Source organism: Staphylococcus equorum, assembly GCF_029024965.1.
GTDB lineage: Bacteria > Bacillota > Bacilli > Staphylococcales > Staphylococcaceae > Staphylococcus > Staphylococcus equorum.
The window spans coordinates 1,388,762-1,403,568 of the sequence record NZ_CP118982.1 but is presented as its reverse complement, the minus strand read 5'-3'; the positions used below and the strand labels follow the sequence as shown (position 1 = coordinate 1,403,568).

At 33.1% G+C, this 14,807-nt stretch carries 14 protein-coding genes and 1 riboswitch; of the genes, 2 read left to right on the top strand and 12 right to left on the bottom strand.

Features of this window, described 5'->3' with window-relative positions:
• Window position 1: 1 nt before the first annotated feature.
• The 7 genes from PYW44_RS06860 to cmk form a co-directional block, all read right to left on the bottom strand.
• The gene (locus PYW44_RS06860) at window positions 2-703 is read right to left on the bottom strand and encodes a demethylmenaquinone methyltransferase (protein ID WP_002507567.1); all 702 of its coding nucleotides are present in this window, start codon (window positions 701-703) and stop codon (window positions 2-4) included.
• A 6-nt stretch (window positions 704-709) separates the two neighbouring features.
• Window positions 710-1,279, bottom strand: a complete 570-nt coding sequence (locus PYW44_RS06855) for a hypothetical protein (RefSeq protein ID WP_021339215.1) — start codon at window positions 1,277-1,279, stop codon at window positions 710-712.
• 329 nt (window positions 1,280-1,608) lie between these two features.
• Complete coding sequence (locus tag PYW44_RS06850) at window positions 1,609-1,881, bottom strand: HU family DNA-binding protein (RefSeq protein ID WP_002483248.1); 273 nt, start codon at window positions 1,879-1,881, stop codon at window positions 1,609-1,611.
• Window positions 1,882-2,049: 168 nt separating this feature from the next.
• On the bottom strand, window positions 2,050-3,048 hold the full coding sequence (locus PYW44_RS06845) for an NAD(P)H-dependent glycerol-3-phosphate dehydrogenase (protein WP_021339216.1): 999 nt from the start codon (window positions 3,046-3,048) through the stop codon (window positions 2,050-2,052).
• An 18-nt stretch (window positions 3,049-3,066) separates the two neighbouring features.
• Complete coding sequence (gene der / locus PYW44_RS06840; protein ID WP_021339217.1) at window positions 3,067-4,377, bottom strand: ribosome biogenesis GTPase Der; 1,311 nt, start codon at window positions 4,375-4,377, stop codon at window positions 3,067-3,069.
• Between the two features lie 190 nt (window positions 4,378-4,567).
• Window positions 4,568-5,749 (bottom strand): 30S ribosomal protein S1, encoded by a 1,182-nt coding sequence (rpsA, locus tag PYW44_RS06835; RefSeq protein ID WP_002512432.1) that lies wholly within the window; start codon window positions 5,747-5,749, stop codon window positions 4,568-4,570.
• A gap of 307 nt (window positions 5,750-6,056) precedes the next feature.
• Window positions 6,057-6,716, bottom strand: a complete 660-nt coding sequence (cmk, locus tag PYW44_RS06830; protein WP_031265979.1) for a (d)CMP kinase — start codon at window positions 6,714-6,716, stop codon at window positions 6,057-6,059.
• A 78-nt stretch (window positions 6,717-6,794) separates the two neighbouring features.
• Here cmk and PYW44_RS06825 point away from each other — a divergent pair, with 78 nt between their 5' ends.
• Complete coding sequence (locus PYW44_RS06825) at window positions 6,795-7,769, top strand: asparaginase (protein WP_021339219.1); 975 nt, start codon at window positions 6,795-6,797, stop codon at window positions 7,767-7,769.
• A 143-nt stretch (window positions 7,770-7,912) separates the two neighbouring features.
• Here the strand turns inward: PYW44_RS06825 and ypdA are convergent, their stop codons facing one another.
• From ypdA to PYW44_RS06805, 4 genes are all read right to left on the bottom strand, one after another.
• Window positions 7,913-8,899, bottom strand: a complete 987-nt coding sequence (ypdA, locus tag PYW44_RS06820) for a bacillithiol disulfide reductase YpdA (protein ID WP_002507560.1) — start codon at window positions 8,897-8,899, stop codon at window positions 7,913-7,915.
• A 194-nt stretch (window positions 8,900-9,093) separates the two neighbouring features.
• The gene (gene ebpS / locus PYW44_RS06815; RefSeq protein WP_021339220.1) at window positions 9,094-10,911 is read right to left on the bottom strand and encodes an elastin-binding protein EbpS; all 1,818 of its coding nucleotides are present in this window, start codon (window positions 10,909-10,911) and stop codon (window positions 9,094-9,096) included.
• Window positions 10,912-11,059: 148 nt separating this feature from the next.
• Window positions 11,060-12,439, bottom strand: a complete 1,380-nt coding sequence (locus tag PYW44_RS06810; RefSeq protein WP_002507558.1) for a RecQ family ATP-dependent DNA helicase — start codon at window positions 12,437-12,439, stop codon at window positions 11,060-11,062.
• The gene (locus tag PYW44_RS06805) at window positions 12,426-13,391 is read right to left on the bottom strand and encodes a helix-turn-helix domain-containing protein (RefSeq protein WP_021339221.1); all 966 of its coding nucleotides are present in this window, start codon (window positions 13,389-13,391) and stop codon (window positions 12,426-12,428) included. The genes PYW44_RS06810 and PYW44_RS06805 overlap by 14 nt, the downstream gene beginning before the upstream one ends.
• Window positions 13,392-13,500: 109 nt before the next feature.
• Between PYW44_RS06805 and PYW44_RS06800 the strand changes: the two genes are divergently transcribed.
• Complete coding sequence (locus PYW44_RS06800; protein WP_002507556.1) at window positions 13,501-13,749, top strand: ferredoxin; 249 nt, start codon at window positions 13,501-13,503, stop codon at window positions 13,747-13,749.
• A 281-nt stretch (window positions 13,750-14,030) separates the two neighbouring features.
• Here the strand turns inward: PYW44_RS06800 and PYW44_RS06795 are convergent, their stop codons facing one another.
• Window positions 14,031-14,576 (bottom strand): ECF transporter S component, encoded by a 546-nt coding sequence (locus PYW44_RS06795; protein ID WP_002507555.1) that lies wholly within the window; start codon window positions 14,574-14,576, stop codon window positions 14,031-14,033.
• A gap of 65 nt (window positions 14,577-14,641) precedes the next feature.
• Window positions 14,642-14,777, bottom strand: a riboswitch (FMN riboswitch).
• Window positions 14,778-14,807: the final 30 nt, after the last annotated feature.

Here is a 14,807-nt window from a genome sequence, read left to right as displayed (position 1 = left end):
TTTATTTATAGCCAAGGTGCATCGCTGCAACGCCACCTGTAAAGCTACGTATTTTTATATTACTGAAACCTGCTTGAGTAAACAGACGTTTTAACTTTTCTTTATCTGGAAAATCAAAAGTAGATTGTTGTAACCATTCATACTCATCTTTGGATTTTGCAAAAATTTTACCGAAAATAGGCATTATAAATTTAAAATAGAGTTTATAACCTTGTTTGAATACTGGTGTTGTAGGTTGGCTAGTTTCTAAACAGACAACCATACCGCCTGGTTTAAGCACTCTGTATAATTCTTTAAGTGTAGCTAAATAGTCAGGTACATTACGTAAACCAAATCCAATGGTTACATAATCAAATTCATTGTCTTCAAATGGTAGATTCATTGCATCGCCATGTACAAGTTGTATATTATGCATATCTTGTGTTTTACCTTTGCCGACTTCGAGCATGTTTTCACTGAAATCTACACCAATGACTTCGCCTGTGGGGCCTACAGCCTTACTGAGTGAGATAGACCAATCAGCAGTACCACAACATACGTCTAAAGCTTTACTACCAGGTTTAACGTTCATTTCTTTCATAACCCGTTTTCTCCAAGTCTTATGTTGCTCAAAGCTAATAATATTATTTAGGCGATCGTATTTGCCAGAAATATTTTGAAAAACGTCATGTACTTGTTCTTTTTTTGCTTTATTATCTGCCATAGTTAATTACCTCTTTTTTGAATGTATTTCAGTCTTTATTTCACCTAAAAATGTAATTAATTCATCTTTAGAAAATTTACTTAAATAAGAAGGATGTTTTTTAGCTAAGTTCGCTAATAATTTATCATTGAGTGATTCAAGATTGGCATCAGGAGCAAAATGTTGAATTGTAATACGTGGAAATAGGTTTTCAACTTTTAATATATATTGACTGATGTTCTCTTTAGTAAGTGCACCGTGATGTATTGACGACTTCATTTCGTTCACTTCAACGATTGCTGCACTTATTTCTTTTTGATAAGTTGGAGCGTTTAACTTTGCTAATAATGTATAAAAATGTGCGCTCAATAAGTCACCAATTAAAATAGACTTTTTAGACGATAACGTTGTAGAAACTTCGTCTAAATGACGCATCGCAGTATCTATTGTGAGGCAAGCCAATCTAGCTTCTTCAGGAATATCATATGAATCGAGAATTTGCGCTAAGTTTTCATCAATAGCTATAGATTCATAATAATGTATACCTTTAAGTCTATATACAATTTGTTTTTCTAATATGCTTAATGTCGTTTCCATGTTCACACCTCACGTTATTATCCATATACATATTAACATTATATAGAGAAAAATAAAATCAACGATAGTTATAGTGGTAAATATTTATGTATGAAGTATTTGTATAAATACATTTTTAGAGTGATGAAGCGATTAATATTTTGACTTATGTATGTATAATTTAATTTATATTAAGCGCTGTGACAATTATAATATTTAATTTATTTCAACGTTATATCGATGATATCATATTAAGTATAAATAAATGCAAATTGTTTAACGTTCTTAAATTAAAAGTGTATAAAAAAAGAAAAAGCCCCTTATAAAAGGGCTTTAGTTTTAGTAAAGAATTATTTAACTGCGTCTTTTAATGCTTTACCAGCTTTGAATGCTGGAACTTTGCTTGCAGGGATATCAATTTCTTTACCTGTTTGTGGGTTACGGCCTTTACGAGCAGCACGTTCGCGTACTTCGAAGTTACCGAATCCAATTAATTGTACTTTTTCACCTTTAGAAAGTGATGATTGAATTGATTCGAATACTGCATCTACAGCTAAACCAGCCTCTTTTTTAGTTAAATCAGCTTGCTCTGCAACAGCATTAATTAAATCTGTCTTGTTCATTATGAATTCACCTCCCCTAGGGTTTATAATGATACTTAATATCATTATGGTATGACTTTAACACAACGAATACTGCAACTGCAATGATTTATGCGCAGAAAACGTTGAAATAATAGGATTTTAACAACAAATTGCTATATATTTGTTAAAAAGTGTAATAATGCTTCATTATTCTGATTTTTTTCCACGGCCCATAAGATCTTTAACACTCTCATCTACAGGTCTGTTTTCAAATAATACACTGTAAAGTGCATTCGTTATTGGCATGTCAACATCTTGCGCTTTTGCTAAATGATAAACTGATTTTGTGGTGTACACACCTTCGACAACCATATCCATCTCATCTAACGCTGTGTCTAATGATTTTCCTTCACCCAATTTAAATCCTAAAGTGTAGTTTCTAGAATGCGTAGATGTACATGTAACGATTAAGTCACCAATGCCCCCTAAACCTAAGAAAGTAATAGGATCAGCACCTAGTTTTTCACCTAAACGGCTAATTTCAGCTAAACCTCTTGTCATGAGTGCTGCTTTAGCATTATCACCAAAGCCCATACCTGAAATCACACCGCTTGCTACAGCGATGATATTTTTTAAGGCGCCACCTAATTCAACGCCTACAAGATCATCATTTGTGTAAACACGTAAATAATCATTCATGAATAAGTCTTGTGTTAATTTACTTACTTCAGGTGACTTAGAAGATGCAGCAACTGTCGTTGGTTGTTTAATGACAACTTCTTCTGCATGACTTGGGCCTGATAATACACCGATACCTGCATTATGTTCTGCTGAAATAGAATCTTCTAGCATTTCAGAGACACGTTTATAAGTATCATTTTCTATTCCTTTTGCTACATGTATAAATGTTTTTGGAGTTGATAAAAGTGAATCAATTTCGCTTGCTACTGTTCTAATAGCTTTTGTAGGCAATGCCATTAAAAAAACTTCAGAAAAATTTATAGCAGCTTTAATATCTAATGTTGCTTTGATTGAATCATTAATCTTAGCTGTTTTTAAATATTTACTATTGATGTGTTGTTTATTAATTTCATTGATTGTTTGTTCATTTTTACCCCACATCAATACTTGGTGTCCATTTTCAGCTAAAACATTTGCTAAAGCTGTACCGAAACTTCCTGTACCAAAGACTGTTACTTTAGACATGAATATCTCCTCCGATAATTAATTTCTCTTTCTAGGTATAATATGCACAGGTGTACCTTCAAAACCGAATGCTGCTCTGATTTGATTTTCCAAATAACGTTTATAAGAAAAGTGCATTAATTCTACATCATTTACAAAAACGATAAAGGTTGGTGGTTCAATTGCTACCTGCGTAGTATAGAAAACGTTCAATCTACGACCTTTATCAGTCGGAGTTGGGTTCATAGAAATAGCGTCAGTGATTACTTCATTTAAAGTTGAACTCTTCACGCGTTTTTTATGGTTTTCGCTGGCTTGTGTAATATAAGGGAATAACGTTTTAAGTCTTTGACTTTCTTTTGCAGAAACAAATGCAACTTCAGCGTAATCTAAGAATTGGAATTCTTTACGAACCTCATCTTTGAATTTTTTCATAGTATTCGTTTCTTTATCAACTGTATCCCATTTATTTACTACGATTACAATAGCTTTACCTTCTTCATGAGCATATCCGGCCACGCGTTTATCTTGTTCTATAATGCCTTGATCAGCATCAATAACAACTAAAATAACGTTTGAGCGTTCGATGGCTTTTAGGGCACGTAATACAGAATATTTTTCCGTATTTTCATATACTTTACCTTTTTTACGCATACCCGCTGTATCAATTAAGACATAGTCTTGGTCGTCATAAGTATATTGAGTATCGACTGCATCACGTGTTGTTCCTGCTACGTTCGAAACGATAACACGTTCTTCACCTAGTATTGCATTGACTAAGCTAGATTTACCAACATTTGGACGTCCGATAATAGATAAGCGAATCGTATCGTCATCATATGGATCAGGTTCTTCTTCTTTAAAGTGTTTGACAACTTCATCTAAAAGATCACCTAGACCTAAACCATGCGAACCAGAAATTGGATAAGGGTCGCCAAAGCCAAGCGCATAGAAATCATAGATTTCATTTCTCATTTCTGGATTATCTACTTTATTAACTGCTAAAACAACAGGTTTTTTTGATTTATACAACATTTGAGCAACAACTTGATCACTTTGTGTTAAACCTTCACGTACGTTAACCATAAAAATAATGACATCAGATTCATCAATTGCAACTTCTGCTTGTGCTCTTATTTGTGTTTGGAATGGTGCGTCACCAATTTCAATACCACCTGTGTCGATGACGTTAAAATCATGTGTTAACCATTCGCCTGATGAATAAATTCTGTCTCGAGTCACACCGGGTGTATCTTCTACGATAGATACACGCTCACCTACGACTCTATTGAAAATTGTAGATTTGCCTACATTGGGCCTGCCTACAATTGCTACTATAGGTTTAGTCATAACTAACTTCCTCTCTTTTTTAATCTCTATAATTCTATCATAAGGGGAAAGCAAATCAAAAGAAATATTTAATCTGTACTAATATTATTAGGTTAGCTTTAAAAAAACTGTTTTTAGAGATTACATAAAAATAAATCTTGTCCTAAATAGATGTTAGGACAAGATTTAAAATTGGTGTTAAATTTATACGTTAAAACTTGAAGTCTTTTAATTTATCTCCGAAAACATCACCTAAAGTAGGGTTGTCATCATCGTCAGAACCACTTTCCAAGTATGATTTCGTAGTGGCACTATCACTTTCAACTACATTTTCCGCTTCTAATGTTGCTTTAATAGATAACGAAATACGTTCTTTTTCTACGTCGACACCTAGTACTTTGACACCTACGACTTCTCCAGGCTCTAATACTTCGCTTGGTGAACCAATGTGAGTATGTCTTATTTCAGAAATGTGTACTAAACCTTGAACGCCTGGTTTAATTTCAACAAAGGCACCGAAGTTAGTTAGTCTAACAACAGTTCCTTCGATGACATCACCTTCGTTAAACTCACCTTTTATTGATTCAAATGGACTTGGTAAAGTATCTTTAATTGATAATGAAATGCGCTCTGAATCTCTATCAACTGATTTTACTTTTACGTTAACTGTATCTCCAATAGATACTACGTCTTCTGGAGATTTAACGTGTTCATGAGATAATTCAGAAACGTGAACAAGTCCGTCTACGCCGCCGATATCTACAAAAGCGCCAAAGTTAGTTAAGCGTGCAACTTTACCTTCGATAACATCGCCTTCATTAAGTGAATTTAATAAATCGTCTTTTTTCTCTGCATTTTCTAATGCCTCTACAGCTTTACGACTAAGAATGACACGATTATTAGCAGGATCTAGTTCTTCCACTTTTAGTTTAAGAACTTGTCCTTCGAAATCAGAGAAATCTTCAATGAAGTCTGTTGAAATTAATGAAGCTGGAACAAACCCTCTTTGACCAACATCGACTACTAAACCACCTTTTACTACTTCAGTGACTTTAGCTTCAATCGTTTTATTGTTGTCTAATTGTTCTTGTAAAAATTCATATGATTTTTCTGTTTCAAGTTGACGTTTAGAAAGAATATAAGCACCTGTCTCATTTTCTTCGTCATACTCTACTTTTGTAACATATGCACCAATTTCATCACCAACTTTGACAGCATCACCTGGGTTGTCTATATGATGCGTAGAAAGTTGACTAATAGGGATAATACCATTAAATTTAGCACCGTTAATGTTTACAATTACTTGTTTTTCATCAATTTCTTGAATCTCACCAGTAACCGTATCCCCTTCTTTAATCTCTTTGATCATTGATTCGTTGAATTCTTCAGTCATCTTGTCTGCCTCCTTATTACACTACATAATTATAACATCTTATAAACTGACAGAATTGTCAAGAAATTCCCCTTTATTATAGGAATTCAAATTCTATTTGTTAAAAAGTTGTAAAATCAGGGTTTATAGCTAACTAAAGCTTTGAAATTTTTACCTAAAAATTACATTTATTTATATATATGCAGATCTAATTGATATAAAAATGTACCTTATTTATATACCCTACATTAGTTATTATATAACCTTTTTACACAATTTAAAAAGAAACGGCACTATAATACGCTGTATTTATAAAAAAACTATTATTTTATTTAATTTCAGTAACTAATGATAAAATTTCTTCAGTTACTTTTTCAATACTTTTACCAGTTGTATCTACCGTAATTGCATCATCCGCTTTTTTCAAAGGTGAAATTTCACGTGTCATGTCATAATTATCTCGATCCGCAATTTCTTGCTTTAGTTGTTCTACATTAGAGTCGATGCCTCTTTGTTCATTATCTTTTTGTCTACGCATTGCACGTTCTTCAACAGAGGCAATCATATAAATTTTTAAATCTGCATCTGGCAATACAACTGTTCCGATATCTCTACCATCCATAACAATGCCCTTTTGAGCTGCTAATTCTTGTTGCTTCTTAACTGCAAAAGTACGCACAGCTTCTTTAGATGCTACAAAGGAAACATTGTTTGTTACATTATTTTCTCTTAAAAAATCAGTAACATCATAGTTATCTAAAATGACTCTCTGACCTTTTTCTTCATCATATGTTAATGATAATTCAGATGAATCTATCAATTGCGAGAAGTCTTCAGTCTTGTTTTGTTGTAAATATTTATAAGTTATAGCTCGATACATTGCGCCAGTATCTACATAAATCATAGATAATTGTGCAGCAACGCGTTTAGCTATTGTACTTTTCCCTGCTGCAGCAGGTCCATCAAGTGCGATATTAATTAATTTCATTTTAGTAAACCTTCCTTGTTGTTTTATGTATAATATTTTATCATAAATATGTAAGTTATAAATAGGAGGAATGCCCATATGAAAAAACTTCTTCTCATACATACTGGTGGGACGATTAGCATGTCACAAGATGAAACTAATAAAGTAGTAACAAATTCAGACAATCCAATATCCAACCATCAAGACATTATTAAACAATATGCTGATGTAACAGAAATTACGCCATTTAACGTTCCATCCCCACATATGAATATAAAGTATGTAGAAACATTAAAGCTTATTATTGAAGATGCTAATAGGGATGAAAATTATGATGGGTTTGTTATTACACATGGTACAGATACGTTAGAAGAAACGGCATACTTATTAGATCTTACTATAAATGTTTCAAAACCGATAACAATTACGGGTGCTATGCGTTCTTCAAATGAAATTGGCTCAGATGGTTTATATAATTTTATCTCAGCTATTAGAGTGGCTTCAAGTGATAATGCAGCAGATATGGGTGTTATGGTTGTATTTAACGATGAAATTCATACTGCACGAAATGTGACTAAAACGCATACCTCCAATACGAATACATTCCAGAGTCCTAATCATGGACCATTGGGCGTAGTGACAAAAAATAGTGTTCAATTCCACCATAAACCATACGAACATTTAGTTTTAAATGATATTAACCATGATTTAAACATTCCTTTAGTAAAGGCTTATATGGGTATGAATAATGATGTATTAAACTTTTATAGTGAGCATCAAGTTGATGGTATTATTATCGAAGGTCTAGGACAAGGCAACCTTCCACCTACTTGTTTGGAAGGCCTAGAAAAGTGTTTAGATAAAGAGATACCAGTTGTGCTTGTCTCACGCTCATTTAATGGTATTGTTGGCCCAATTTATGCCTATGAAGGTGGCGGTGCTACCTTAGCTGAAAAAGGCGTTGTTTTTTCAAATGGATTAAATGGACCGAAAGCAAGACTTAAACTTTTAGTAGGTTTAAGTAACCAATTAAACGCTAAGCAGTTAAAAAAATATTTCGAATCACAGTTATAATGATTTAAAAAAAGAAATGATGGTTTCTACTTTATTAAACGTAGGAACCATCATTTTTTAATTGATTTTGCAGAGCTGGGCATGAGACAAAAATGTCATTAGAAAAATTTAATTTCTGTCTTACGCTCTAGTTTGTTATATTATTATGATTCAAGTGGTGTTTGTTTTTTAGATAAAATACTTTGAGTGATAATACCGCCGTGGTATTTGCCGTTTTCTATAAATATTGTATTTGCATCATTGCCTGCCGCAATGACACCAGCGATATAGCAATTTTCGACATTTGTTTCATAAGTTTCTCTATTATAAACTGGTGCAGTACCAAACTCATTACTATTGATATCTATACCAATTGATTGTAGGAAATCATAGTCTGGATGATAACCAATCATAGCAAAGACATAATCATTAGGAATTTCAATTGTTTGATTTCCTTGCTCATAAAACACACTATCTTCTGTTATTTTAGTAACATTTGAATTAAATGCCATGTTAATTTTTTCATGACGTACTAAAGATTCAAAATTCGGTAGAATCCAAGGTTTAATTGCTTTTGGATAATCTTCTCCGCGATAAATAACTGTTACGTTTGCTCCAGCCTTTTCTAACTCTAGAGCAGCATCTACAGCTGAGTTTTTACCTCCGACAATTACAACATTTTGGTCAAAGTAAGGATGTGCTTCTTTAAAATAATGCATTACTTTTGGAAGCTCAGCTCCATCTACTTCAAGATGATTATGATGACCATAATAGCCAGTTGCTACAGTAAGGAATCTACATTGATAGACATCTTTAGTTGTTGTAATCGTAAAACGGTTATTAATTTTTTTCACTGTGAGGACCTCTTCGAAAGCGTTAACTCGCAATTGATGATGCTTAACCACTGCTCTGTAATATACTAAAGCTTGATTTCTGTGTGGTTTGCTTTCTTCAACAATAAATGGAATATCCCCAATACTTAATTTATCACTTGATGAAAAGAAAGTTTGATGCGTTGGATAATTATAGATTGCATCTACAACATTTCCTTTTTCAATAACTAAAGTATCAATACCTTTTTTCTTTTGTTCAATAGCAGCACTTAATCCGCAAGGACCGCCACCAATAATTATACTTTCAACTGTTTGCATAGTTTATTTGTCCTCCTTATACCACCAATATATTATACCAGTAGTTTAGAAAAAACCAAATGATAGAAATCGAATATTCTTGCACAAATTATATTGACGCTTTATTAATCTTAAAAACTAAATACAAAAACGACCAAACTCACTAATTTAAAGAGTTTGGTCGTTTAATAGGTTTTTACTTATAACATGATGAACTATTGTGGAATAACAAGGCGTTGTCCATTATGGATTTCATTTCCTTGTAGATTATTGGCTTGTCTGATTTTTTCAACGTTTTCTGGAGAACCACTACCATAATATTGAATAGCAATTCTATATAGATTTTGACCATTGACTACATGTGATTGTTGGCCAGAGTTACTATTTGCTTGTTCGCTATCTTGGTTGTTAGTTGCTTGTGATTGATCTGAAGATGAATTGCTTTGAGCGTTAGATTGATCACTTTGTTGATCTTGACCGCTCTGACTGTTTTGGTCGCTTTGACCTTGACTGTCTTGCGTACTATTTGTTGCATCTTGTGAACCGTTGCTAGCTGAATCAGAATTAGCATCACTGTTTGCTTGGTCAGCGTTTTCGCTATCAGAATTGGCAGAATCTGAACCACTATTGCTGTCTTCTGAGTTTGAAGATGAGTCATCTTTGTCTTCATCTTTATTGGCTTTATCATCTTCTGATTTTTTATCTTCATCTTTATCTTTTTCAGAATCAGACTTACTATCTTTATTATCAGCTACTTTTTTGTCATCGCTATTTTTGTCACCTTCGTCATCGCCAGTTAAAGCCATGCCACCGAAAATAGCAATTGCAGCTAATATTAATATCGCAGCCAATATTGGTAATAATTTACCTAATAAACCGCCTTTTTTCTTTTTCTTATTATCGTCGTCATTGTTATCACCATTATTACCATTGCCGCCATTACCATTACCGCCGTTGCCATTGCCACCGCCAGCTTTAGAATGTGCCGCTGCGGCAGCACCTGTTCCGGCAGCAGCTGCGCCACCAGCTACAGCAGCGCCTTTTTTCTTAGAACCATTTTTTTCTTTGTTCTTTTCATCTTTATCTTGTGCTTCGTTTTCGCTGTGATTATCTTTATTGTCTTTGTTGCCTTTGTGCTTGCCAGCAGCATAAGCACCTGCACCAGTTGCAGCGGCACCTCCAGCTACAGCAGCACCTTTTTTCTTAGAGCCTTCTTTATCTTGATCTTTTTTATCTTGATCTTCTATATCTTGTTCATTTTTATTCTGCTCGGTTGCTTTATTGTTATTATCTTGGTTGTTATCTTGGTTATGTTCATCTTTATTATCGCTATGCTTTCCAGCAGCATAAGCACCTGCACCGGTTGCGGCAGCGGCACCTCCAGCTACAGCAGCACCCTTTTTCTTAGAACTATTGTTATCATTTTCTGAATGCGAAGCATCATCTGATTTGTCTGCTCGTTCGTTATCAGAGTTGTTGATATTTTGTTCATTATCATTTAAGTCATTTTCTGCTGAATCTTTATTATCATTGTGCTTTCCAGCAGCATAAGCACCTGCACCAGTTGCAGCAGCGCCACCAGCTACAGCAGCACCTTTTTTATTAGATTCATTATCTTTTTGTGATTCAACGTTTTCGTTGGAATCATTTTGGTTTCCTTTGTTATTTTGATTGTTCGTAGATTCGGGGTTTAAATCATTATTCTTCGAAGGATCTTTTGTTGAGTTATTATTATCATAATCTGCTTCTGATGCGTTATTATCTTGTAGTGATTGATCATCGCCTTGAACTTCACCTTTATCTTGTTCAGGCTGATTATTTGGATTCTGATTTGTTGCTGTGTCACGTCTGCGCTGTCTTCTTTGAGCGTTTCTAGGAGGGAATTGTTCGTCTGTCTTATCAGAAACTTCCTCTTTTACGTTGTCAACTGAACCGTTAACGGAATCCTTTGCATTGTCTTGATGTTCTTTTGGATCAATAGATTGACGATTTTTTTCAAAATCATCTTTAAAATTGTTGTTAGACAAATTCATCATCCTTCCTTGTTTTAATTTAAGTATATACTGTTATACCCTAAAAATAAGTAAATATGTATAACTTTTTATGCAAAAAATTACTATTAAGCTAGTATATATGTAGTATTATAGCTTGTTTGAAAAAGTGAAGTAAAGTATTTGTCTATTATTTAAACAAATTTTGTATTTTTTCATTAAAATCCATTTTTCTTTTTACTTTTTTTCTATTAATTAAATTAATTACATTTAAATCAGAATCATTATCACAGCATTGATCAGGTCTTTTACTTAACGTTTCACCAAAGAATTCCATCATATAAGTGCGTCGGCATTGGTCTAGGTTTTTGTATCCTAGCATACGTATATAACCTTGGCGTTTTCGCTGATAGGTCCTGTCGAATATCGTACGTAACTCAGCAAATGAGTAATAGCTATTTAAAATTTCTAATATTTCAAATTTGTCCGGAGTTACAAAGGCACCTGTTTCAAAAGCATCTATGTCATTAGTGGTCATCATATCCGTAAATAATAGTGTTTCTAGTAAAAAACTATCATCAGGTTGAAATAAACTAATTGCTTGACTGTCTGCCCCATCACGACCAGCGCGACCAATTTCTTGCATATAGTTTGATGGACTTGTCGATAGGTGGTAATGAAAAATAGAACGTATATCTTTTTTATTAATGCCCATACCAAATGCACTGGTTGCCACGATGATAGGTATTTCATTATTTAAAAATTGATGCTGAACTGTGTGCCGTTCTTGATAAGATAAATCTCCATGATATATTCCTGTTAAAAAACCATAATTATATATTTCTTTTGCTAAAGTTAGACACACTTTTTTAGAAGAAACGTAAATAATTGTAGGTCCTGAATTTTCTAATGCTGGTAGTAACCATTTTAATTTAGCTTCATCATCTTTGAAATTTTTATGTGCTAAAGAAATATTGTCTCTGTTCATACTCGTTTTAATAACATGAAAAGACTTTTTTAACATATTGTTTAAATCATAAGTTAAATAATTCGGTGCAGTTGCTGTAAGCGCAAGCACGGTTGCTGTCGGAAAACGGGAGATAATTTTACCTATAAGTGCATAGTGAGGTCTGAAATCATATCCCCATTCAGATAAGCAATGTGCTTCATCTAATACGACCATGCCGATATCCAAATTTTTAATGAGTTTAAAATTTTGTGGTTGGAGTATAAATTCTGGACTTAAATAGATAAAACGACTTTTTGTTAGTGCTTCAATGTTTCTTTTTCTCTCGTTTTCATCCATACCTGAATGAATACAACAAACATGATGTTCACCGTGTAATTTGAGTTGCATGACTTGATCATCCATCAAAGAAATGAGGGGTGAAATGATGAGTGTCGGTTGTTGACGTATGTAGGTTGGTAATTGATAACAAAGACTTTTACCACTTCCTGTAGGTAAAATACCTAATGTATCTTCATTGTTCAATACACTTTCTATAATCTCTTGTTGACCAGGTTTAAAATCCTCAAACCCGAACCACTTTTTCAGCTCATGTTGCAACATTGATTTCACCTCTCTCAATTCCAACGATAATCAATTTCAATTCAAAATAGCTGAGGTCCGGAAATATTTCTTTATAATTGCGTAGCCTCTCACTACGATGTGAAATGTAGTAAGTCATGAAATCAGTATAAGTTGAATGTGTTAAATAATCTTCATAATTCGATATGTAGCCTTTTATAAATAGTTCTAAAATATGATCATCTATCGTATTAGGTTTAACATTTTGTTGTGCAGCCAGTTGTTCGAAGTTTAATCCATTTTGTAAACCTAAGTAAGTTTGCTCTGTTTTATTTAATAATGATGGTAGCACAATGAGTTTGTTTAACAGTGGATAGTTAGACTCGTGCTCAATCTCGTACATTAAAGTGACCAAATCTGTAAATTCTAATTCAAATAAGTGTTCTTGTGGTATGTCTTCTATTAAACTGATTTGTTGTCGTGTATACATACTTTCTTCAAAACCTTGTAGGTAATAGTGAATATATATTGTATTATTTTTATTCAGTATAGATTGGAATAATGTTGTAAGTTCTGCAACGAATTGTTCTTGTAATTGATTGCTTATAATTTCTTTATATACAAATTTAACTTGTTGGTGTACAGTACTATGTTGAGTAATAGGTACGAATTGATAGACCTTATGTTGTGTGTTAGATAGGGTCTGAGTTAACAATTGTATGGCTTTAAATGTATTGGTTAAACTATCAAACGTATGTCTCGGATGATTAACGATATTTTGATAGCTATTATGTTGATCATTAAATTGATTGAGGTATCGCTCGAACGACTGATATTTCAAGTTAGGCATGCTGTGATATAATGATAAGAGTTGTTGACTACAGGCATCAAAAAAAGTTTGATGTGACTTTTTCCCTGTGATAATATTAAATATACTTTTTTCAGTTTTGTAATTGTGTGCATGTGTTTGTGCAAATTGGATTATATTATACATGTTTACTCCCTCATTTTATAAAACGAAAACATTTGAAAAAACTTAGTACAGTGACTACAATAATAATTGTGCTATTAGTGTAGCATTTTTGTCAAAGGAGGCGAAGAAATTGGCTAAATATACAATTGTTGATATGGATACATGCATTGCATGTGGTGCTTGTGGTGCCGCTGCCCCTGATATATATGACTATGATGATGAAGGTATTGCCTATGTGATACTAGATGACAACAAAGGTACAGCAGAGGTGCCGGAAGAATTATATGAGGATATGGAAGATGCGTTAGATGGTTGTCCTACTGATTCAATTAAAATTGAAGAAGAATCATTTGATGGAGATGCATTAAAGTTTGAATAAAAGCAAGGTTAGTTCCATAAAAGTAAGTATTGCCGTTTATACTTAATTATATATAATAAGCATTTGCCTGAAAACAGTGATTACTATCTATAATTACTAATGGCTATGTTTAAGGTTAGCGTGTTCTCATTATGTGGAACATGCTAATTTTTATGTCTAAGATGGTTCTGAATTATTAATAGTTAATTTAAAATATAAAAACAGGGTGATTTCTGTATTACTTCAATAGAAATCACCCTGTTTTTATTTATCTGAGTATTAATCTCCAGATATTTTTAAATTTATTTTGGTAATACATTTTTTAAACGTTTAAATAAAACAATGAACACTATAGAAATAATAGCGCCTTTAATAATGTTGAATGGAATAACGCCAGATACAATAACAATCTTAACGTTTTCAACAACATCAGATAAATTCATAATCATGCCATATAAAGGTAACAACACAAAGTAATTTAAGATACTTAAAATAATTGTCATCACAATAGTTGCTACAGTAAAACCTATAATTTGTGATTTAAGGTTATATTTGTTTTTAGTGACATAATAAGCTGTCAGTAAAAAACTGGATGCTGCTAAAAAGTTAGCAACTGGACCAACTGGATCTCCAAGATTGAATAAAAAGTTCAATAAATTTTTTATAAATTCCACAATAATACCAGCGAGCGGTCCGAGTGTGAATGTAGCTAATAATGCGGGTACATCACTAAAGTCTAAAGTTAAATAAGGCGGTAAAAATGGTATTGGAAATTTTATAAACATCAATATAAAAGAAACCGCACTTAACATACTTATCGTAATAAGTCGTTTTGTTTGTTGTTGCATATTAAATTATCTCCTTCCATTCATCTTTTATCGAATAGGAGGATTTAATAGCACAACAAACAACCCTCCATCTTCTCCCATCCAGACTTTACTGTCGGCTCTAGATTTTCACTAGATCAGCCATTTATTTAAATGAAAATAAATGGGTCGCAGGCTTTAATTACTGCCGGTTGGGAATTGCACCCTACCCCGAAGATGAATATCTTAAATTTTTATAAATATATCATAGCT

Bases quoted from the DNA above. Each gene is read 5' to 3' on its own strand.
- PYW44_RS06860 (WP_002507567.1), bottom strand. From the start codon at position 703: ATGGCAGATAATAAAGCAAAAAAAGAACAAGTACATGACGTTTTTCAA.
- PYW44_RS06855 (WP_021339215.1), bottom strand. From the start codon at position 1,279: ATGGAAACGACATTAAGCATATTAGAAAAACAAATTGTATATAGACTT.
- PYW44_RS06850 (WP_002483248.1), bottom strand. From the start codon at position 1,881: ATGAACAAGACAGATTTAATTAATGCTGTTGCAGAGCAAGCTGATTTA.
- PYW44_RS06845 (WP_021339216.1), bottom strand. From the start codon at position 3,048: ATGTCTAAAGTAACAGTCTTTGGTACAGGAAGTTTCGGTACAGCTTTA.
- der (WP_021339217.1), bottom strand. From the start codon at position 4,377: ATGACTAAACCTATAGTAGCAATTGTAGGCAGGCCCAATGTAGGCAAA.
- rpsA (WP_002512432.1), bottom strand. From the start codon at position 5,749: ATGACTGAAGAATTCAACGAATCAATGATCAAAGAGATTAAAGAAGGG.
- cmk (WP_031265979.1), bottom strand. From the start codon at position 6,716: ATGAAATTAATTAATATCGCACTTGATGGACCTGCTGCAGCAGGGAAA.
- PYW44_RS06825 (WP_021339219.1), top strand. From the start codon at position 6,795: ATGAAAAAACTTCTTCTCATACATACTGGTGGGACGATTAGCATGTCA.
- ypdA (WP_002507560.1), bottom strand. From the start codon at position 8,899: ATGCAAACAGTTGAAAGTATAATTATTGGTGGCGGTCCTTGCGGATTA.
- ebpS (WP_021339220.1), bottom strand. From the start codon at position 10,911: ATGAATTTGTCTAACAACAATTTTAAAGATGATTTTGAAAAAAATCGT.
- PYW44_RS06810 (WP_002507558.1), bottom strand. From the start codon at position 12,439: ATGTTGCAACATGAGCTGAAAAAGTGGTTCGGGTTTGAGGATTTTAAA.
- PYW44_RS06805 (WP_021339221.1), bottom strand. From the start codon at position 13,391: ATGTATAATATAATCCAATTTGCACAAACACATGCACACAATTACAAA.
- PYW44_RS06795 (WP_002507555.1), bottom strand. From the start codon at position 14,576: ATGCAACAACAAACAAAACGACTTATTACGATAAGTATGTTAAGTGCG.